The 18,957-nt window shown below is 71.4% G+C and carries 15 protein-coding genes; 3 read left to right on the top strand and 12 right to left on the bottom strand.

Annotated features, from left to right (window positions below; genetic code table 11):
* Positions 1 to 5: 5 nt before the first annotated feature.
* The 5 genes from AMS65_RS08950 to AMS65_RS08930 form a co-directional block, all read right to left on the bottom strand.
* Positions 6 to 698: a response regulator gene (locus tag AMS65_RS08950; RefSeq protein WP_053383821.1), complete on the bottom strand. Its 693-nt coding sequence runs from the start codon at positions 696 to 698 to the stop codon at positions 6 to 8.
* Positions 695 to 2,086: a sensor histidine kinase gene (locus tag AMS65_RS08945; RefSeq protein WP_241489394.1), complete on the bottom strand. Its 1,392-nt coding sequence runs from the start codon at positions 2,084 to 2,086 to the stop codon at positions 695 to 697. Before AMS65_RS08945 ends, AMS65_RS08950 begins: the two co-directional genes overlap by 4 nt.
* Positions 2,087 to 2,136: 50 nt before the next feature.
* Positions 2,137 to 3,081 carry an ABC-2 transporter permease gene (locus tag AMS65_RS08940; protein WP_053383820.1) on the bottom strand — a complete coding sequence of 315 codons (945 nt, stop codon included), beginning with the start codon at positions 3,079 to 3,081 and terminating at the stop codon, positions 2,137 to 2,139.
* A gap of 60 nt (positions 3,082 to 3,141) precedes the next feature.
* Entirely contained in the window at positions 3,142 to 4,047 is a 906-nt protein-coding gene (locus tag AMS65_RS08935) for an ABC transporter ATP-binding protein (RefSeq protein ID WP_053383819.1), read from the bottom strand.
* Positions 4,048 to 4,179: 132 nt separating this feature from the next.
* A complete protein-coding gene (locus AMS65_RS08930) occupies positions 4,180 to 6,375 on the bottom strand; it encodes an ATP-dependent DNA helicase RecG (protein ID WP_053383818.1) in 2,196 nt (731 codons plus the stop codon).
* Positions 6,376 to 6,443: 68 nt separating this feature from the next.
* Here AMS65_RS08930 and AMS65_RS08925 point away from each other — a divergent pair, with 68 nt between their 5' ends.
* Positions 6,444 to 7,070 carry an RsmD family RNA methyltransferase gene (locus AMS65_RS08925; RefSeq protein ID WP_053383817.1) on the top strand — a complete coding sequence of 209 codons (627 nt, stop codon included), beginning with the start codon at positions 6,444 to 6,446 and terminating at the stop codon, positions 7,068 to 7,070.
* Between the two features lie 14 nt (positions 7,071 to 7,084).
* On the opposite strand, the gene AMS65_RS08920 is transcribed toward AMS65_RS08925, so the two are convergent.
* From AMS65_RS08920 to gabT, 3 genes are all read right to left on the bottom strand, one after another.
* Positions 7,085 to 9,613, bottom strand: a complete 2,529-nt coding sequence (locus AMS65_RS08920; RefSeq protein WP_053383816.1) for a variant leucine-rich repeat-containing protein — start codon at positions 9,611 to 9,613, stop codon at positions 7,085 to 7,087.
* A gap of 146 nt (positions 9,614 to 9,759) precedes the next feature.
* Positions 9,760 to 11,229, bottom strand: coding sequence for an NAD-dependent succinate-semialdehyde dehydrogenase (locus AMS65_RS08915; RefSeq protein WP_053383815.1), 1,470 nt, complete (start codon positions 11,227 to 11,229; stop codon positions 9,760 to 9,762).
* A gap of 35 nt (positions 11,230 to 11,264) precedes the next feature.
* A complete protein-coding gene (gene gabT / locus AMS65_RS08910) occupies positions 11,265 to 12,602 on the bottom strand; it encodes a 4-aminobutyrate--2-oxoglutarate transaminase (protein WP_053383814.1) in 1,338 nt (445 codons plus the stop codon).
* Between the two features lie 178 nt (positions 12,603 to 12,780).
* On the opposite strand from gabT, the gene AMS65_RS08905 reads away from it, so the two are divergent.
* Entirely contained in the window at positions 12,781 to 14,367 is a 1,587-nt protein-coding gene (locus AMS65_RS08905; protein WP_053383813.1) for a PucR family transcriptional regulator, read from the top strand.
* An 18-nt stretch (positions 14,368 to 14,385) separates the two neighbouring features.
* Here AMS65_RS08905 and thiL read toward each other — a convergent pair whose 3' ends face one another.
* Positions 14,386 to 15,381, bottom strand: a complete 996-nt coding sequence (thiL, locus tag AMS65_RS08900) for a thiamine-phosphate kinase (protein ID WP_053383812.1) — start codon at positions 15,379 to 15,381, stop codon at positions 14,386 to 14,388.
* 46 nt (positions 15,382 to 15,427) lie between these two features.
* On the opposite strand from thiL, the gene AMS65_RS08895 reads away from it, so the two are divergent.
* Positions 15,428 to 15,910, top strand: coding sequence for a DUF3515 family protein (locus AMS65_RS08895; protein WP_053383811.1), 483 nt, complete (start codon positions 15,428 to 15,430; stop codon positions 15,908 to 15,910).
* Positions 15,911 to 15,936: 26 nt separating this feature from the next.
* Here the strand turns inward: AMS65_RS08895 and AMS65_RS08890 are convergent, their stop codons facing one another.
* From AMS65_RS08890 to AMS65_RS08880, 3 genes are read right to left on the bottom strand one after another with little or no spacing between them, the layout of a single operon-like run.
* The gene (locus AMS65_RS08890; RefSeq protein ID WP_053383810.1) at positions 15,937 to 17,049 is read right to left on the bottom strand and encodes a D-alanine--D-alanine ligase family protein; all 1,113 of its coding nucleotides are present in this window, start codon (positions 17,047 to 17,049) and stop codon (positions 15,937 to 15,939) included.
* Positions 17,046 to 18,167, bottom strand: a complete 1,122-nt coding sequence (locus AMS65_RS08885) for an NAD(P)H-dependent glycerol-3-phosphate dehydrogenase (RefSeq protein ID WP_083451576.1) — start codon at positions 18,165 to 18,167, stop codon at positions 17,046 to 17,048. Before AMS65_RS08885 ends, AMS65_RS08890 begins: the two co-directional genes overlap by 4 nt.
* On the bottom strand, positions 18,164 to 18,940 hold the full coding sequence (locus tag AMS65_RS08880; protein ID WP_157502175.1) for a lysophospholipid acyltransferase family protein: 777 nt from the start codon (positions 18,938 to 18,940) through the stop codon (positions 18,164 to 18,166). The genes AMS65_RS08885 and AMS65_RS08880 overlap by 4 nt, the downstream gene beginning before the upstream one ends.
* Between the last annotated feature and the right edge of the window lie 17 nt (positions 18,941 to 18,957).

Here is an 18,957-nt window from a genome sequence, read left to right as displayed (position 1 = left end):
CTAGCCTACAACCCGTGCCGCTTGGCGAAGATCACCGCGTGCACCCGATCCCGCAGCTGCAGCTTGGCCAGCACCCGGCCCACGTGCGTCTTCACGGTCGACTCCGAGAGGAAGAGCTCCGCGCTGATCTCGGCGTTGTTCCTGCCCTCCGCGATGAGCCGCAGCACGTCGAGCTCGCGCTCCGTGAGCGCCCCCAGCACCTCATCGGGCGCGGGATCGGCAGCCGCGGCCGCCCCGATCCCCGGCGCTCCCCCGGCCTTGATCTGCTCGAGCAGCCGCCTCGTCACGCTCGGCGCCATGGTGGCATCGCCGGCGGACACGCGCCGGATGGCGTCGACGAGCTCGGTGGGTCTGGCGTCCTTGAGCAGGAAGCCGCTCGCGCCCGCCCGGATCGCGCCCGTGGCGTACTCGTCGAGGTCGAAGGTGGTCAGCACGACGACACGCGTCTCGGGGAAGTCGGCCACGATGCGCGCCGTCGCGTCGATCCCGTTCATGCCGGGCATGCGCACGTCCATGAGCGCGACGTCGCAGCCGGATTCCGCCTCCCGGAGGCGGGCGAGCTCCGCCAGCGCCGTCTCTCCGTCCGAGGCCTCCGCGACCACGTCGATCCCCGGTTCGCCGAGCAGCACCAGCCGGAACCCGGTGCGGATCAGCTCCTGGTCGTCGACCAGCATCACCCTGATCTGCTCATCGCTCATCGGCGATCCTCGCTCTCTGTCCTCGGTTCGTTCGTCTCGCGCGCGTCGGCGCTCACGGGGAGCACCGCCCACAACCTCCAGCCGCCGCCGGCGGAGGGATCCACCGGGCCCGACTCGATGCTGCCGCCGAACACCCTGGCTCGCTCCGCCAGTCCGGCGAGCCCCCGGCCCGATCCGATGCCGGCGACGGGAGCCGGGGCGCCGGGCGGGCTGCCGTAGTCGCGCACCTGCACGACCGTGCGATCGGACTGGCGCATGACCGTGACCTTGGCGCGAGCGCCCGTTCCCGCGTACCGCAGCACATTGGTGAGCCCCTCCTGCACGACGCGGTAGACGGCCAGATCCTGCCCGCGGTCGCCGGTCGCATCGCCCGACACCTCGAGCGACACCGCGAGCCCCGCGTCGACGAAGCCCCGCACCAGCTCGGGCAGATCCTGCACCCCCGGCTGCGGCACGAGGTCGGCCTGCCCGTCCGGCGAGTGCAGCGCTCCCAGCATCCGGCGCATCTCGGCGAGCGCCGTACGGCCGGTCTCGGCGCTGCGGCGCATCGCGTCCGCGGCGTCGTCGGGAGCCACCGAGGTGACGCGCGCCGCCCCCTCCGAGAGCGCGATCATCACCGAGACCGAGTGCGCGACGATGTCGTGCATCTCCCGGGCGATCCGGGATCGCTCCTCGGCCACCGCGAGCCGCGCCAGCTGATCCCGCTCCCGCGCCAGCTGGTGGGCCCGGTCGATGATCGCCTGCAGGTAGCGGCGCCGGTTGCCCAGGTTGATGCCGAGCATCACGATCGCGAGATACCAGATCGCGGTCATGATGCTCATCGCCAGGAACTCGCCGACGCTGCCGGCCCGGCCGGTCTCGGCGAACAGCACGCTGCCGGGTGCGGAATCGCCCCCGGTCCCCGCCCCCGCGAGCGACTCCAGGCCGTAGGCCAGCAGGCTCGCACCCAGCGCGATCCCGAACCCCAGCCAGCCTGCAGCGGCGCTGCGGTAGACCGGTACCGCGTAGAGCATGAACAGCAGCGCCACCCCGGTGGCGAGGCCGAGCGCGTGCTGGTCGCCGAACGTCGCGAGCACCGTGACGATCAGGCCGGCGAGCGGATATCTGCGGCGGAAGAGCAGCGCGGCCGCAACGGCGAGGATGCGCAGCACCGCGACCGGCCACAGCGGCCACTCCAGATAGGCGGGAACCGCGAACCAGGGGCCCTCGCCGTCGAGCGGCGCGGCCGCACCGACGAGGTCGATGAACAGGCCGAGGAGGCAGCCGATGAAGTACCAGACGACGATGAAGACGTCGACCGCGAGGGGGTGCGCGGCGAGCGCCCGCCGGAGCATACCCGGCGGGCGCGGGAGGCGCACCTCCCCCTCGTTCGGCTGCTCCTGGGTCACCCTCTCACCCTATCCTCGCACCCGTGACGACCGGCTCAGCCGCACCCGGCTCAGCGCGCGTCGCGTCGCTGGAAGGCGAGCGCCGCGGGCGCGACCGCGATCGCGGACCAGCCGACCATCGAGACGAGTGCGAGCCAGTAGTCCGGGCCGGCGGGGGCGGCAGCGCCCTCGATCGTCGCGGCCTCGGCGAGCGTCGACTCCGAGACGCCCTGCGAGAGCGTGCTGCCGAGCTCGGCGGGCAGGTAGGCCGAGACGGTGGGCACCCACTCCCACCCGGTGAGCGTGAGCAGCTGGAACGCGATCGGCAGCACGAAGGTGAGGCCGGCGACCACCGCGATGCCGCCGGCGGTCGAGCGCAGCAGGCCCGCGATGCCGAAGGCGAGCAGCGCGATCAGCACGAGGTAGGCCACCGTGCCGAGTGCGCCCGAGATCACCGCGGTCGACACGATCTGCGCGGCGGCTTCGGGCAAGAAGGCCACCGCGATCCCGAGACCGCCGAGCACCAGGATCAGGGCCGTGGCCGCGGCGATCCCGGCCGTGACGAGCGCCTTCGCCGCGAAGACGGGCGAACGCCGCGGCACCGCCGTGAGCGTGGATAGGATCATGCCGCTCGAGTACTCGCTCGAGATCGCGAACACCCCGAGCACCCCGAAGACGAGGGCGAGGAAGGGGGCGGTGAACGTCGAGACGATGAGCAGGTAGGTCTGCAGGCCCGCCGGATCGGAGCTGATCATGGCGCCCTCGCCGCCGATGTCGCGGCTCCAGAGCAGGGCGATCATCGCGCTGAGGCCCAGCCCGAAGAGCACCGTGATGAGCAGCGTGAGCCGGATGCTGCGCAGCGACGTCAGCTTGATGCGCTCGGACCGCAGCACGCCGGAGAAGGTGAGGCGGTGGGCCGGCGCGGCCGGGCGAGCGCCGCGGGCCGGGGAGCCGGATGACGCCGGTGACGCCGGTTCGGGCGCGCGGCTCGCGTCGATGATGATGGTGGAGTTCATGGTGCGTTCCTTTGCTGGAAGGTCGGTTCGGTGATGACGGAGGTCAGGAGGCCCGATGGATCAGGCGGCCTGGTACTCGACCTGCTCGCGGGTGAGCGCGAGGTAGGCGTCCTCGAGGCTGGAGGACACGGGGCTGAGCTCGTGCAGTTCGATACCGAGCTGCGCCGCGGCGCGTCCGATCTCGGCGGCGGAGATGCCGCTGGCGGTGAAGCGCTCGTCGTCCTCGGGCTCGAGTTCGACGCCGGCGATGTTCAGGAGACCCGCCGCGAGCCGTGCGGCCTCGGGGCTGCGCACCGCGACCCGGTCGCCGCCGCCGCGGGTGAGGATCTCGGCGATGGGCGCGTCGGCCACGACGCGGCCCCGGCCGAGCACGATCACGTGGTCGGCGGTCTGCGCCATCTCGCTCATGAGGTGGCTGGAGAGCAGCACCGTGCGCCCCTCGCTCGCCAGGTGGCGCAGCAATCGGCGCACCCAGAGCACCCCGTCGGGATCCAGGCCGTTGACGGGCTCGTCGAGGATCAGCACCTGCGGGTCCCCGAGCAGCGCGGCCGCGATCCCGAGCCGCTGCCCCATGCCCAGTGAGAAGCCGCCCACGCGCTTGTTCGCGACGGCGGCGAGGCCGGTCTGCTCGAGCACCTCGTGCACCCGGCGGTCGGAGATGCCGTGGGTGGCGGCGAGCGCGCTCAGGTGGCTGCGGGCGCTGCGCCCGGGGTGCACGCCCTTCGCGTCGAGCAGCGCACCGACCTCGGAGAGGGGCGCGGCCGCGTCGCGGTAACGGTGGCCGTTCACGGTGACGGTGCCGGCGGTGGGTCGGTCGAGTCCGACCGTGAGACGCATGGTGGTCGACTTGCCCGCGCCGTTGGGGCCGAGGAATCCGGTCACCTGTCCGGCTCGGATGGTGAAGCTGAGATCGTCGACGGCCACCTTCTGTCCGTAGTGCTTGCTCAGGCCGCGTGCCTCGATCATGGGTCTCTCCTCGCGTTCGCACTCGCCGGGTTTCGGCGATGATTCCACGCTAGGAGGACGGGACGGTCGGCGGATCCGCCCCCGGTGCTGTTCGGGGTGGTACCTGGGTACCGTCTTCGCGACGGCTCCCCGCTACGATTTGGCGAGGTTGTCGAGGTGTCCGGCCTCGTGCTCCCGGGCGATCAGCGCCGCCAGCCCCGGCGCTTCGCGCAGCTCGGGATCGCGTTCGAGCAGGTCTGCGGCCAGTTCACGGGCGCGGACGATGAGCTCGCCGTGCTCGACGACGCGCAGCAGGCGCAGCGTCGATCGACCGCCCGACTGCGCGGTGCCCAGGATGTCGCCCTCGCGGCGCAGCTCGAGATCGATCTCGGCGAGGGCGAAGCCGTCGGAGGTGCGCGCGACGGACTCGATGCGTTCGCGCGCCACCGTGCCCTGCTCCGCGGTGGTCATGAGGAGGCAGAGGCCGGGGTGCTCGCCCCGCCCGACGCGCCCGCGCAGCTGGTGCAGCTGGGAGATCCCGAAGCGGTCGGCGTCGCGCACGATCATGATCGAGGCGTTGGGCACGTTCACGCCGACCTCGATGACGGTGGTGGCGACGAGGATCCCGATCTCACCGGACGCGAAGGCCCGCATCACGCGGTCCTTGTCCGCCGAGCTCATGCCGCCGTCGAGACCGGCGATCTCGACGCCCTCGAACTCCGGGCGCCTGCGCAGCTCCGCGACGGTGTCCTCGACGTTGGCGAGCGGCCGGTCGGCGGCCTCCGGGTCCTCGGGGTCCTCCTCCAGCTCGGGATCGGCGTTGCCCGCCGAGATCGCCGGGCAGACCACGTAGATCTGCCGGCCCGCTGCGAGATCCTCGGCGGCTCTGGCCCACACGCGGGCAGCGCGATTGGGCATCTCGAGCTCCGGCACCGTGAACGTCTCGATGCCCTGCCGCCCCCGGGGCAGCTCCCGGATGGTGAGGATCTCGAGATCCCCGAAGGCGGTGAGCGCGACGGTGCGCGGGATGGGGGTCGCGGTCATGGCGAGCACGTGCGGCTGGGCGCCCTTGCGGCGCAGCGCCTCGCGCTGCTCGACGCCGAAGCGGTGCTGCTCGTCGACCACGATGAACCCGAGATCGTAGAACGAGACGCCCTCGCTGAGCAGCGCGTGCGTGCCCACCGCGATGCGCGCCGTGCCCGAGGCGAGGGACAGCAGCGCGCGCTTGCGCTCGCTCGCGGGCATGCGCCCCGTGAGCAGCACGGGGTTCAGCTCGGCCGCGAGTTCGGGGCCGAGCGCCTCGGTGATCGAGCGGAAGTGCTGCGCGGCGAGCACCTCCGTGGGTGCGAGCAGCGCGCTCTGACCGCCGCTGCCCGCCACCTGCAGCATGGCCCTGAGCGCGACGAGGGTCTTGCCCGATCCGACCTCGCCCTGGAGCAGCCTGTGCATGGGATGGGGTGCCGCGAGCTCCTCCGAGATGGTCTCGCCCGCGCGGTGCTGGTCTCCCGTGAGTTCGAAGGGCAGCGCCGCGTCGAAGCGGGCGAGCGGGCTCCGCGCGGCCTCCTCGCCGGTGACGAGCGGACGGGGCGTGCTCGCTTCGAGTCCGGCGCGGCGCCTCCGCTCGAGCAGCGCGAGCTGCAGCTCGAACGCCTCGCGGAAGAGCATGCTGTGCCGCGCCGCGCGCCAGTCCGCGTCGCGCTGGGGACGGTGGATCAGCTCGAACGCCCGACCGAGCTCGATGACGTCCTCGGCCTCGCGCAGGCCGGGCGGCAGCGGATCGGACACCGGCTCCAGCGCATCGAGGGCGAGTTCGACAGCCCGCTGCAGCGTCCAGCTCGGCATCTGCGCCGTCGCCGGGTAGATGGGCACGGGCGTTTCGGCCCAAGCCTTCGCCGCGGCCTCGTCGAGCTGCTCGCCGCCCGGCGCCTCGTCGCGGTTCTCGAACAGTTCGTACTCCGGGTGCTGCAGCTGCAGCTGCCCGCGGTACTCGCTCACCTTGCCCGCGAAGATGCCCCGCCGGCCCGGGACGAGGTCGCGCACGCGCCACTGCTGGTTGAAGAACGTGAGCGTGAGCGTGCCGGTGCCGTCGGTGATGCGCGCCTCGAGCAGACTGCCGTTGCGGCGCTGCATGCGCCGCTCGCGCACGTCGAGCACCTGCGCCACCACGGTGATCTGCTCGGCGAGCGGCAGGCCGCGCAGCGGGGTCAGCTCACCCCTGCGGGAGTACCGGCGCGGGAAGTGGAGCAGGAGGTCGCCCACGGTGCGCATCTCGAACGCCCGCTCCAGCGGCTTCGCCGTGCGCGCGCCCACGACCCCGTCGAGCGGGGTGTCGAGGGTCGCGCGGGTCATGCCTCCAGCGTAGCGGCGGCCTCGGACACCCGCGCACCCGAGGGCGCCAGGCGCGCTACCCTCGTGGGGTGACCAGAGTAATCTCCGGGATCGCCGGATCCCTGCGCCTCGAAGTGCCGAAGTCGGGCACCCGCCCCACGAGCGACCGGGTGCGCGAGGCGATCTTCTCCGCGCTCGCGTCGTGGGGCCTGACCGAGGGCTGCCGCGTGCTCGACCTCTATGCCGGGTCGGGTGCGCTGGGGCTCGAGGCCGCGAGCCGCGGGGCCTCCGAGGTGGTGCTCGTGGAGAAGAACCCGGGTGCCGCGCAGGTGGCGGGCCGCAACGCGCGCACGGTGCTCGGGGCCTTCGCGCAGGCCGGATCGAGCGCGGGGTCGGCGCCCCGCATCGAGGTGGTGCGGCAGTCGGTGCAGAGCTACCTCGACGGGGTGCGTTCGGGGCTCCGGGATCGCGAACCGCTCTGGGACGCGGTGCTGCTCGACCCGCCCTACGACCTCGGGGAGACCGAGCTCACCGCCAACCTCGCAGCCCTCGTCCCGCTCGTCGCCGCCGACGGCGTGGTACTGGTGGAGCGCAGCGGCCGATCCCCCGAGCCGACCTGGCCCGACGGCCTCGCCCTGCTGCGCGAGAAGCGCTACGGCGAGACCGCGCTGTGGTGGGCAGAGCCGTCAGCGGCGGTTCACCCCGCCGCGCCGTAGGTCGCGCAAGCCGCTCAGATGTACCAGCCGTCGAAGGTGCGCACGCCGTACTTCGGGGCGATCACCCGATTCCATCGAGCGGCGAACCGCTCCTTCGGCGGGTCGGACGCCTCCGCCGCGGCTCTGCCCGACGCCGACAGCGCCGCGCACCCCTTCGCGTTCGCCTGCTCGGCCCAGACCACGTACTCCAGATTCGCCTCGTGCGAGTAGTGGATCGCCTCGTACAGGTCGTCCAGCAGGGCCTGGCCCTCGGGGATCCGATCCACCGGCATCGCGTCCAGCGCCTCCAACAGCTCCGCACGGTTGTCGCGGATCGCCTGCATCTGAGCGATCAGCTCCCCGTACCCGCCGGCCGGATACGAGCACGACCTCAGCTGCGGCACCGCCTCCTTGACCATCGCCCGGCCCGCGTACGCCTTCTCCAGCACCTGCAGCATGTAGCGCACCTGATCCTCGGCCGAGTCACCGGGCGCCTGCACCTGGAAGGCGCCCTCCTGGGCCGCGGACTCCTTCACCGTGCGCACCTGCTCGCCCAACGGCACGAAGATGTACCGAACAGCGCGTTGCTGCTCCAGCGTCTTCCTCCCCTCCGCATCGCGCACGATCATCGACCCGATGTCGTAGTCGAGGGTGAACGTCTCGCCGCCCTCGAGATCGGCCGTGTACCGCTTGAGGCCCGCGTCCCACCGCACCGCGGCGCGCGCGGTGTCCGATGTCGGCGATGAGGATCCCCGTGAGAAGACCGGCTCCGCCGTCCCGGCGCCCCGGTACACCACGAACGACGGCTCGGTCACGCTGACGCCGCACACCAGCACCCACCCGTCCGCGAGCTCGGCCCAGGCCAGCAGGATCGTGTCGGCCGGGCAGGCGTACGGGATCGACTCGGGCACATTCACGCTCGCCGGCACGGTGCCGCTGGATCCCGAACCGTTCGAGGCCGGACCCAGGAAGGTGTAGCTGTCGATGACATGCGATCCCTCCGCGGTCGAGCACCCGTTGCACATCGGGTGCCCGAGCAGCACGCCGAGCGGTCCACCGGTGATCTCCACGACGTTCTCGATCGCGGGGAATCCGCCCGAGTGGAGTTCCTCACCGGACGTCCCGTCGAAGACCGTGACCCTGGACACGGAGTTCCGCGTGCCGTCGCCGGCACGATCGCCGTCGAACACGAGCACCTCGTTCGCCGCGACGACGGCCACCGGGTGATCGCCCGCGTGATCGACGTCCACGGGCGCTCCGGTCCTGAGCCCGATGATCGAGTACCGATGGTTCTGACCATCGGCTCGGGCGACCAGCACTCCGTCCTCGCCTTCCCGCTCCACGATCTGCGGGTCCTGGTACGAGCCCGCGAGTCCCCCGTCGACCTCCCACAGAGGGTCGCGCGTGACACCGTCGAACGCGCTGAGCGTCGCTCCCTCATCGATGAGCAGCACCGGATCCCGCCCGCCGACCACACTCCAGTTGAAGGATTCGGCATCGGTGATGACCTCGTCCGCGGGCGCGTCGCAGCCGGACCCCGCATACGACACCGTCCCGCCGGCGTAGAGCCACACGCACTCAGGCGTTCTCGCATTCCCGACGGTTCCGGCCGAGACCCCGTCGATCGGACGGGACCCCCCGGCGACCCCGTCCGCGGAGAACTCCTCGACGGCGTTCTCGCTCAACACCCGCACCCCGTCGCCGGAGTACTGCACGGCGCCCAGCTCCGAGTCGAGGTTGAATCGGATGCCGTCCTCATCGAAGCCGATGAGCTTCGCGCCGGAGACGAAGGAGGTGCTGCAGACGACCTCGGTCCGCCGCTCATTCGCGGCGCACGAGCTCGGATACCCCCACCCCGCCTCGGCCCACACCGGCGAACCGGTCTCCGCATCGAGAAGCGCCCAGCTCGCGGGCACATCGCCGCCCTCGTCGGTGGGCCGGTAGTGCATCAGCACCCCGGACTGGAGCTGGATCGGCTGGTCGCTCCGGTTCGCCTCGTTGATCGGACCCATCATCCGCGGCAGATGCCCGAGGAGCGAAGCGCCGTCTCCGAGATCGGAGCCGGTGACCGTCCACTTCTCCTCGACGCCGTCGGCGAAGGTGAGGGGTCCTTCCTCCTGCGCCGCGGCGGTCGCCTCGGGCCCGTCCCCGGCACCGCCGCTGACACCCGCCAGCGGCCCCTCGGCGTTGAACGGCCACGTCTTCGTCAGCGCGAGGGCAGTACCGGTTCCCCCGAGCACCAGCAGGCCGGCCACCACCGAGGCCAGAACCGCGATCCCCCGGCGGCGCGGCACCGCACTCGGCGGCGCGACCCGATCCTGGTACGCGGCGGGAGCCACGGGCGGAGCCGGCAGCTGCGGTCGGGATTGCTCCTCGATCCGCCGCTCCTCGATCCACCGCTCCTCGATCCACCGACGCAGGTCCTCGTAGCCGTTGGGATGCGCCGCGATCGCGGGCCACAGATCGGGTCGCTCCGCGGCCAGCCGGGCCAGCTGCTCAGCCGTCAGCTCCGGCGGCAATCCGCTCACGCCGCCCGAACCCGCACCCGCCGATCCCTGATCCATCACTCAGACCCCGTTCGCACCGCACCAGCACCAGTCGAGGGAATGCCCTCCCACAGAGAAGCATATGGGGCCCATAGGCAATGGCAGAAGCAGCAAAAGGCCCGGGATCCCCTTCGCAGAGGATCCCGGGCCGTTTCGCGTCGCGACTACGAGCGCGGAATGAGCGTGTACTTCGTCGACAGGAACTCGTGGATGCCGTCGAAGCCGCCCTCGCGGCCGATGCCCGACTGCTTGACGCCGCCGAACGGAGCGGCAGCGTTCGACACGAGGCCGGTGTTCAGGCCCATCATGCCGGTCTCGAGCTTCTCGATCATGCGGTGGGCGCGACCGACGTTCTCGGTGAACACGTAGCTCACGAGGCCGTACTCGGTGTTGTTCGCGATCTCCACGGCCTCGTCCTCGGTCGAGAAGCGGATGATCCCGAGCACCGGCCCGAAGATCTCCTCGCGCATGATCGCCGCCTGCGGGCTGAGCTTGTCGATCACGGTCGGCTGGAAGAAGTTGCCGGGGCCGTCGATCGCCTCGCCGCCGGTGACGAGCGTGCCACCGGTCTCCACCGCGTCGGCGACGAGACGAGCCGTGTTCGCCACGGCCTTCTCCTCGACCAGCGCTCCGATGTCGTTGCCCTCGTCGGCGCCGCGGCCGATCGACATGGCCGCGACCTTCTCGCCCACGCGGCGCGCGAACTCGTCCGCCACGCTCTCGTGCACGATGATGCGGTTGGCCGCGGTGCACGCCTGGCCGATGTTGCGGAACTTCGCCAGCAGCGCGCCCTCGACGGCCTTATCGAGATCCGCGTCCTCGAACACGACGAACGGAGCGTTGCCGCCCAGCTCCATCGAGGTGCGCAGCACGTTCTGCGCTGCAGCCTCGAGCAGCTTCACGCCCACCGGGGTCGAACCCGTGAACGACAGCTTGCGCAGACGGGGATCCGACAGCAGAGCGCTCGACTGCGCGCTCGACTTCGAGGTCGGCACCACGTTGACCACACCGGCGGGCAGGCCCGCCTCTTCGAGCAGCTGCACGAAGTAGATCGTGGTCAGCGGCGTCAGCGCGGCGGGCTTGATCACCGAGGTGCAGCCCGCGGCCAGCGCCGGAGCGATCTTGCGGGTCGCCATCGCCAGCGGGAAGTTCCACGGCGTGATGAAGTAGCACGGGCCGACCGGCAGGTGGGAGACCACCATGTTGCCGGTGCCCTCCGGGTTCGGGCGGTAGTCGCCCTGCACGCGCACGGCCTCCTCCGAGAACCAGCGCAGGAACTCGCCGCCGTAGACGACCTCGCCGCGGGCCTCGGCGATGGGCTTGCCCATCTCCATGGCCATCAGCAGGGCGAACTCCTCCTTGCGCTCCATCAGCAGGTCGAAGGCGCGGCGCAGGATGTTCGAACGCACGCGGGTGGGCGTGTTGCCCCACTCCTCCTGCGCCTCGACCGCTGCATCGAGCGCGCGCACCGCGTCCTCGACCGTCGCGTCCGCGATCGTCTTGATGACCTCGCCGGTCGCGGGATCGGTCACATCGAACGTCGCGCCGGAGGTCGAGGCCTCCCACTTGCCGCCGATACCGAGACCGCTCTCGATGCGATCGAGCAGCTCCTGCTCATTGGGCTTGAGTGCCATGTCTGGTGTCCTTTCGTAACGACCGACGGCGTCGGTCAGTTGGCGGCCAGGGCGTCGGCGACGATCTGCAGGCCCTCGCGCAGCAGCTCGTCGGAGATCGCCAGCGGCGGGAGGAAGCGGATCACGTTGCCGTAGGTGCCGCAGGTGAGGAGGATGACGCCCTGCTCGCCCGCGTGCTTCGCGATGGCGCCGGTCAGCGCAGCGTTCGGGGTCTTCGATCCCGACTCGACGAGCTCGATCGCCTGCATCGCGCCGCGGCCGCGGATGTCGCCGATGCGATCATCGCTCTTGGCCAGCTCGCCGAAGAACTCCTCGATGACGGCGCCGATCTCGCGGGCCCGCTCGGTGAGGTTCTCCTGCTGGTAGGTGTCGATCGTGGCGAGCGCGGCCGCGCAGGCGATCGGGCTGCCCGCGTAGGTGCCGCCGAGGCCGCCCGCGTGCGCGGAGTCCATGATCTCGGCGCGGCCGGTCACCGCGGAGAGCGGCAGGCCGCCCGCGATGCCCTTGGCGGTGGTCACGAGATCGGCGACGACGCCCTCGTGGTTCGCGGCGAACAGGTCGCCGGTGCGCGCGAAGCCGGTCTGCACCTCATCGAGGATGAAGACGACGCCGTTGGCGATCGCCCACTCCTGCAGAGCGGGGAGGAAGCCCTCGGCCGGGGCGATGAAGCCGCCCTCGCCCTGGATGGGCTCGATGATGATCGCCGCGAGGTTCGATGCACCGACCTGCTTCTCGATCTGGGTCAGCGCGACCTGCGCCGCCTCGGCGCCGGTGAGGCCGTCGCGGAAGGGGTAGGAGGTGGGCACGCGGTAGACCTCGGGGGCGAAGGGGCCGAAGCCGTCCTTGTAGGGGATGTTCTTCGCGGTCATCCCCATGGTGAGGTTGGTGCGGCCGTGGTAGGCGTGGTCGAACACGACGACGGCGTTCTTCTTGGTGTAGTGGCGGGCGATCTTGATCGCGTTCTCGACGGCCTCGGCGCCCGAGTTGAAGAGGGCCGAGCGCTTCTCGTGGTCGCCGGGGGTGAGCTCGTTGAGCTTCTCGGCGACCCTCACGTACCCGTCGTAGGGGGTCACGGTGAAGCAGGTGTGCGTGAACTGCTGCACCTGCTCGGTCACGGCCTTGACGACGGCCGGGGCCGAGTTGCCCACGCCGGTCACGGCGATGCCGGATCCGAGGTCGATCAGCGAGTTCCCGTCGACGTCGACCATCACGCCGCCGCCCGCGGCGACGATCGAGACGGGAAGCGCCACACCCACGCCCGCGGCGACCGCGGCGTTCTTGCGGGCCAGCAGCTCCTGCGACTTGGGGCCGGGGATGCTGGTGACGAGCTTGCGCTCCTGCGGAAGCGAGGGACCGCCGATGACATCGACCATGATGATTCTCCTTGCCTGGGCCTGGGCCCTGCGACTCGATAGGAACCCGCGCCGGCGCGGTGCGGGATCGGGTGATTCCGGATCAGCCTAGCCCGTGACGTTCTCGCGACTTCGTGCCAGAATGGAGTAAATCTGCCGAGAGTTTCGACAGAGTGGCTACTGGAAGTTCGGGAGGATCATGGCAGAGGCACAGGGGTCGACGGTCTCCCCCGAGCACACCACGCTGCCGCAGCCCACGATCGCCCTCGGCGAGCTGCTGCACCAGTACCAGCTCAGCCTGGTGCTCATCGCGGGATCCTCCGAGCACACCGCCGACCGCGCCGTGCAGTGGGTGCACGTGAGCGAGCTCGAGGATCCCACACCCTTCCTGCCGCCGCGCACCGTGCTGCTCACCACGGGCGCGCGCTTCTCGGCCGTGCACGACCAGAGCGACGCCGACGCGTACGTGCAGCGCCTGATCGACGCCGGGGTCACCGCGCTCGGCGTCGCGGTCGGCCTGCACCTCGACCGAGTGCCCGCGCCCATCGTCTCCGCCTGCGACCGGCTCGGCCTGCCGCTCTTCCGCGTGCCGTACGACACCGCGTTCATCGAGATCGTGCAGACCGCGGCCCGCCTGCTCGACGCGCGCACCCGCGAACGGGATCTGTGGGCCCTCGAGTCGCAGCGCGCGGTCGCCGCCGCATCGCTGCATCGGGACGGGCTCGCCGCAGCCGTGCGCGAGGCCGCCTCCCGCCTCGGCCGCTGGGTCTGCGTGACCGACCGCTCGGGTCGGATCATCGAGCTCGCGCCGAGGGCCGCTCGAACCGAGATGCAGCCCGAGTGGATCCGGCGCGAGACCAGGCGCCTCGTCGAGCGCGGCGTCAGCGCCGGACGCATCGGTTCGGAGGAGGGCGGCGGCATCCAGATGCAGGCGCTCGGACGGCAGGGGCAGGTGCTCGGCGTGCTCGTGGTCGAGGATCACGGCGCCCCGGACACCGCGGAGCGCACGCTCATCGGTCTCGTCGCCGCGATCGCGACGGTGCAGCTCGAGCACCGCAGCGGCATCGACGACGCGCAGTCGGCGCTGCGCGAGGCGATCGTGCAGCTGCTGCTGGCGAAGAACTTCTCGCTCGCCGAGACGCTCGGCCGCGGCGCCCTGTCCCGCTTGCCGCGCGGGCCGGTCGTCGTTGCCCGCTACCCCACCGCCGAGAAACCGGATCCGCAGCTGCTGGAGGATCTGCACTCCCTCGACGCGGGGAGTGCGGGGCTCATCACCGCCTCGCACGACGGGGCGGAGCTCCTCCTCGGCGAGACCCGGCACCTGCCGGCGATCCGCCGCCTGCTCCTCTCCCACCGGGTGCCGTCCGGCATCTCGGAGCGCGGCACCCTGCAGCGATTCGAGGAGCTGCTGGGCCAGGCCGACCGCGCGCTCGCCTACTCGCTCGCGAGCGGCGCGGACGCCCCGGTGGACTATCTGCCCGCGCTGCACGACGGCGTGCTCCACCTGCTGGGCGCGCACCCCGAGGGCCGCCGGCGCGCCGAGAGCCTGCTCGCTCCGATCCGGCACCACGATCGGCGCCACGACGACACCATCGAGGCGAGCCTCACCGCCTGGCTCGCGCACCACGGCCAGACGAGCCCGGCGGCGGCCGAGCTGGGCGTGCACCGGCACACCCTCAAGGCGAGGGTGCAGACGGCGGCCAACCTGCTGCAGGCCGACCTCGACTCCCCCGACACCCGCGCCGAACTGTGGGCGGCGCTGCGGCTGGCGGCCGACGCAGGCTAGCGGCCGACCCCGCGACCGCTACGAGCCGGGCGGTCGCACCGTGTACGGATCCCAGCCGCGCGGCTCGAGCATCGCGCCGTCGAGCAGCACTCCGGATCCCTCGTCCACCGAGCCGATGACCGAGAAGCCCCTCGGCAGCTCGGCGTCGCGCGGGAACGTCGCCAGCAGCCCGTGATCCTCGCCCCCGGTGAGCATCGCCTCGACCGGCACCCGCACCCCCTGCTGCTCGCCGAACTCCGCCTCGAGCAGCTCGGTCTCGAACCGCACCCGCACGCCGCTGGCGCGAGCGAGGCGATCCGCGTCGATCGACAGCGAGTCGGACACGTCCATCATCGCGGTCGCCCCGGCGCGAGCCGCGGCCGGTCCGAGCGGAATCGGCGGGGCCGGCGCGAGCTGAGCCGCGAGCGCCTCGGGGTGCCGCGCCCACAGCTCGGCGATCGTGCGATCGTGCGCGGTGCCGTCAGCCTCGGCCGCCTCGGCGAAGAGCAGCGAGAGGCCCAGGCCCGCCAGGCCGAGCTCGCCCGCGTAGGCGACCGCATCGCCCGGCCGGGCCCCCGACCGCACCACGGGCGCGCGCCCCTCCAGCTCGCCGATCGCGGTCACCGCCGCCGTCACCGCGGGCGCACGTCCCAGATCGCCGCCGATCACCCCGCACCCGGGGGCGAGCGTGCGGCACGCCGCGTCGAGGCCCTCGGCGATGCGCTCGAGCAGGGCGACCGGCGTGTCGTGCGGCACCGCCAGCGCCAGCGTGAGCGCGGTCGGCACGGCACCCATCGCAGCGACGTCCGAGAGGTTCGTCGCCGCGAGCTTCCAACCCAGTTCGAAGCCGTCGTGCCAGGCCAGCCGGAAGTCGGGTCCCTCGATCATCGTGTCGGTGGTCACCACGGCGTCGCCGCTCACGCGCAGCACCGCGCAGTCGTCGCCCGGCCCGAGTACGGCCGCCCGTGCGTCGCCCAGGCGGGCCAGCACCCTGCCGAGCACGCCGCTCTCCCCCAGCTCGCCCACGGTCTGCATCACCCTCCCAAACTAGTGCACAGGCATCCCTCGCTAAGCTGGCAGCGTGAAATCTCCCGCCCTTCGGCTCCTCGCACTGGCCGCTGCACTCGCCGGTGCGGCCTCGCTGCTCACCGCCTGCGCGAGCGACGTGCCGATGGAGGCGGCCGCGAACGCGAACGACCCCGCGTGCGCCGACGTGATCGTGCGGCTGCCTCCGCAGGTGGCGGGCATGGATCGTCGCACCACGAACGCCCAGTCGACCGGCGCCTGGGGCAACCCGTCCGCCGTGCAGCTGCAGTGCGGGATCGAGCCGAGCGGGCCGACCACCGACAGCTGCGTCAACGTCAACGGCGTCGACTGGATCGTGGACGACTCGGCCGCGCCGATCTACCGCTTCGAGGCCTACGGCCGCTCCCCCGGCCTCGCGGTCTTCGTGGATTCCGAACAGGTCAGCGGCACGGAGGCCGTGCTCGACCTGGGATCGGTCGTGCAGCAGCTGCCGCAGCTGCGCCAGTGCACGAGCCTCACCGACACGCTCGACCTGTAGCCCCTGGACCCGGGTTCGGGCCCGGCTCAGTACGCGGGTTCCCGCTCGATCGCCAGCTCGATGAGCTCGGTGATGAGTTCCGTGTACCCCACCCCGGACTCCTCCCAGAGGCGCGGGTACATCGAGATCGGGGTGAAGCCCGGGAGGGTGTTGATTTCGTTGAGCACGGGGCCGTCCGCCGTGAGGAAGAAGTCGATGCGCGCGAGCCCGGCGCACTGCGTCACCTCGAAGGCCAGAACGGCGGCGTCGCGGATCGCCGCGAACTCGGCCTCCGTGACCTTCGCCGGCAGTTCGAGCTCCACCCCGGCGGCGCCCAGGTACTTCGCGTCGAAGTCGTAGAAGTCACGGCCGGTGAAGACGATCTCGCCGATCACCGAGCTGGTGCGCGGCCGCGCGTCGCCGCGCCCCTCGAGCACCGCAATCTCGATCTCGCGACCGGTCACGCCCGACTCGATCAGCACCGTGCGGTCCTCCGCGAAGGCCGTCTCGAGCGCGGCCGGAATCCCGGACGCGTCGGTGACCTTGCTCACACCGACCGACGATCCGGCGCGGGCCGGCTTCACGAACAGCGGGTAGTGCAGGCCCTCGTCGAGCCCCCCGGTCAGGGAGGGGTCCCGCGACAGCTGCTCGCGCGTCACGGTGCGCCACGGCGCCACCCGGATGCCCGCGTCGGCGAGCACGGTCTTCACCGCGTGCTTGTCCATGCACAGCGCGGAGCCCAGCACACCACTGCCCACGTACGGCAGATCGATGAGATCGAGCATGCCCTGCACCGTGCCGTCCTCGCCGTAGGGCCCGTGCAGCATGGGCAGCACCGCGTCGACGTGTCCCAGCGTGCGCAGCGAGCCCGCCTGGTCGATCACGGTGAGCGCCCGCGTCGCCGTCGAGGCCGGCCACAGCACCCGGGTGCCGTTGTCGCGCACCTCGGGCAGGGCGCCTGCTTCGAGCCGGTAGCCGTCGAGGTCGTCCTCCTGCATCAGCACGGTCGCCCCCTGCCGGGTGATGCCGACGAGGATCACGTCGAAGCGATCGCGGTCGATCGCGCGCAGCACGCCGGCTGCGGTGACGCAGCTGATGCCGTGCTCGCTCGACCGTCCGCCGAACAGGAGTGCGACGGTGCGCTTGGCGGCAGTGTTCACGCGGGGGTTCCCTTCAATCGGTCCAGCAGTCGGCGCCAGCGGCCGGGCTCGGGGCCCGCGAGGCTCAGCTCGGGCTGCGGCACGTCGTCCTCGGTCGCGAGGTGCGGGCCGAGGTTCTTCGGCGCCATCGTGCCGTTCAGCACCATCTGCACCTGCTCCACGATCGGCATCACGATGCCGCGCTCACGTGCCAGCTCCAGCACCGGGTGCACTGAGGTGATGCCCTCGGCGACCTGCTGCATCTGCTCCCGCGTCTCCTCCTGCGTGTACCCCTGGCCGATGAGGCGGCCGGCGGTGTTGTTGCGGGAGAGGGGCGACTGGCAGGTGGCGATGAGGTCGCCGAGACCGGCGAGCCCGGAGAGCGTGGCGGGATCCGCGCCCGAGGCGACGGAGAACTCCGTCATCTCGGCGAGCCCGCGCGTGATGATCGCGGCCTTGGTGTTCTCCCCGTATCCCACGCCGTCGACGATGCCGATCGCGAGCGCGATGAGGTTCTTCAGCACACCGCCGAGCTCGGTGCCCGCGACGTCGGTGTTGACGTAGGTGCGGAAGTAGGGCGCGGACGCCGCCGTGGCGATCTCCTGAGCCACCCCGAGATCGGCGCATGAGGCGACGGCCCCGGTGGGCTGCTCCTTCGCGATCTCGAGCGCGATGTTGGGGCCGGAGACCACGGCGATGCGTGCGGGATCGAGATCCAGCGCGTCGGCGATGACCTCGGACATGCGCATGGTGGTGGTCTTCTCCACGCCCTTGACCAGGCTCACGAGCACGCTGCGGCGGTCGAGATACGGCTCGAGGTCGACGAGGTTCTGACGCAGGGTCTGGCTCGGCACGGCCAGGAACACGAGCCGTGCACCCTTGAGCGCCGCGCTCAGATCACTGGTGGCCTTGAGGCTCTTCGGCAGGTTGATGCCAGGAAGATACTGGCTGTTGCGCTTCGCGACCTGGATCTCGTTCGCCACCTCGGGCCGCCTGGCCCACACGGTGACGTCGCAGCCGGCGTCGCACAGCACCTTCGCGAAGGTCGTGCCCCAGCTGCCCGATCCGATCACGGCGACCTTGCGCCCGCGGTTGCGCGAGCGGTTGCCCGTGACCACGGGAATGGGTTTGGCACTCAAAAGCGTCCCGTCTCGCTCTGCTGATGCTTGCTGGGGTCCCACCGCTCGGCCGGGGGCTTCTCGTCGCGCAGCTCGGCGAGCAGCGCCGTGATCGCGTTCATCAGGTCGTTCGTCGCCTCGCTGATCGTCTTCTGATCGAGATTACGCCCCGCGAAGCGGCTGAGGTCGAGCGGCTCGCCGACGGCGACCTCGATCGTCTTCCGCGGGAACGGATGGATCCGCTTCGCGTATCGCGGCATGAGCCGCTGCGTGCCCCAGTGCGCGACGGGGATCAGCGGGATGCCCGACTCGAGCGCCAGCCGCACCGCCCCGCTCTTGCCGCGCATCGGCCAGAGATCCGGATCGCGGGTCAACGTGCCCTCGGGGTAGACGATGACGCCCGATTCCCGTTCGATGAGCTGACTCGCGGCGCCCATCGGGTTCCTCCGCCCCTCACCGGAGCGGATGGCGCCCTCGCGCTCGACCGGGATCTGCCCCGACGCGCGCAGCAGCCGCCCGAACACGGGGATCTTGAACAGACTCGCCTTCGCCATGAAGCGCGGCAGCCGTCCCAGGTGCCAGACGGCGGCCCCCATCGCGATCGGATCGATCTCGCTGTAGTGATTCGGCGCGAGAATGAACGGGCCCGTCTTCGGCAATCGCGACGTCGGGGTGAACCGATACCGCACCATGAGCGACCACACCGGCAGGATCAAACCCGCCAGCACCCAGAACACAGTGGGCCGACGTTTCTCCGCCGAGGGATGGCTCCGCAATTTCACCGTGTCAGTCATAGCTCAATTATCCCGGA

It is taken from the genome of Leucobacter celer subsp. astrifaciens (assembly GCF_001273835.1).
GTDB lineage: Bacteria > Actinomycetota > Actinomycetes > Actinomycetales > Microbacteriaceae > Leucobacter > Leucobacter celer.
The sequence above is the reverse complement of the archived record's forward strand: the minus strand, read 5'-3'. Positions and strand labels throughout refer to the sequence as shown.

What these genes read in the sequence shown, in the direction of transcription:
- AMS65_RS08950 (WP_053383821.1), bottom strand. Translation starts at nt 698, where the DNA reads ATGAGCGATGAGCAGATCAGGGTGATGCTGGTCGACGACCAGGAGCTG.
- AMS65_RS08940 (WP_053383820.1), bottom strand. Translation starts at nt 3,081, where the DNA reads ATGAACTCCACCATCATCATCGACGCGAGCCGCGCGCCCGAACCGGCG.
- AMS65_RS08935 (WP_053383819.1), bottom strand. Translation starts at nt 4,047, where the DNA reads ATGATCGAGGCACGCGGCCTGAGCAAGCACTACGGACAGAAGGTGGCC.
- AMS65_RS08930 (WP_053383818.1), bottom strand. Translation starts at nt 6,375, where the DNA reads ATGACCCGCGCGACCCTCGACACCCCGCTCGACGGGGTCGTGGGCGCG.
- AMS65_RS08920 (WP_053383816.1), bottom strand. Translation starts at nt 9,613, where the DNA reads ATGGATCAGGGATCGGCGGGTGCGGGTTCGGGCGGCGTGAGCGGATTG.
- AMS65_RS08915 (WP_053383815.1), bottom strand. Translation starts at nt 11,229, where the DNA reads ATGGCACTCAAGCCCAATGAGCAGGAGCTGCTCGATCGCATCGAGAGC.
- gabT (WP_053383814.1), bottom strand. Translation starts at nt 12,602, where the DNA reads ATGGTCGATGTCATCGGCGGTCCCTCGCTTCCGCAGGAGCGCAAGCTC.
- AMS65_RS08905 (WP_053383813.1), top strand. Translation starts at nt 12,781, where the DNA reads ATGGCAGAGGCACAGGGGTCGACGGTCTCCCCCGAGCACACCACGCTG.
- thiL (WP_053383812.1), bottom strand. Translation starts at nt 15,381, where the DNA reads ATGCAGACCGTGGGCGAGCTGGGGGAGAGCGGCGTGCTCGGCAGGGTG.
- AMS65_RS08880 (WP_157502175.1), bottom strand. Translation starts at nt 18,940, where the DNA reads ATGACTGACACGGTGAAATTGCGGAGCCATCCCTCGGCGGAGAAACGT.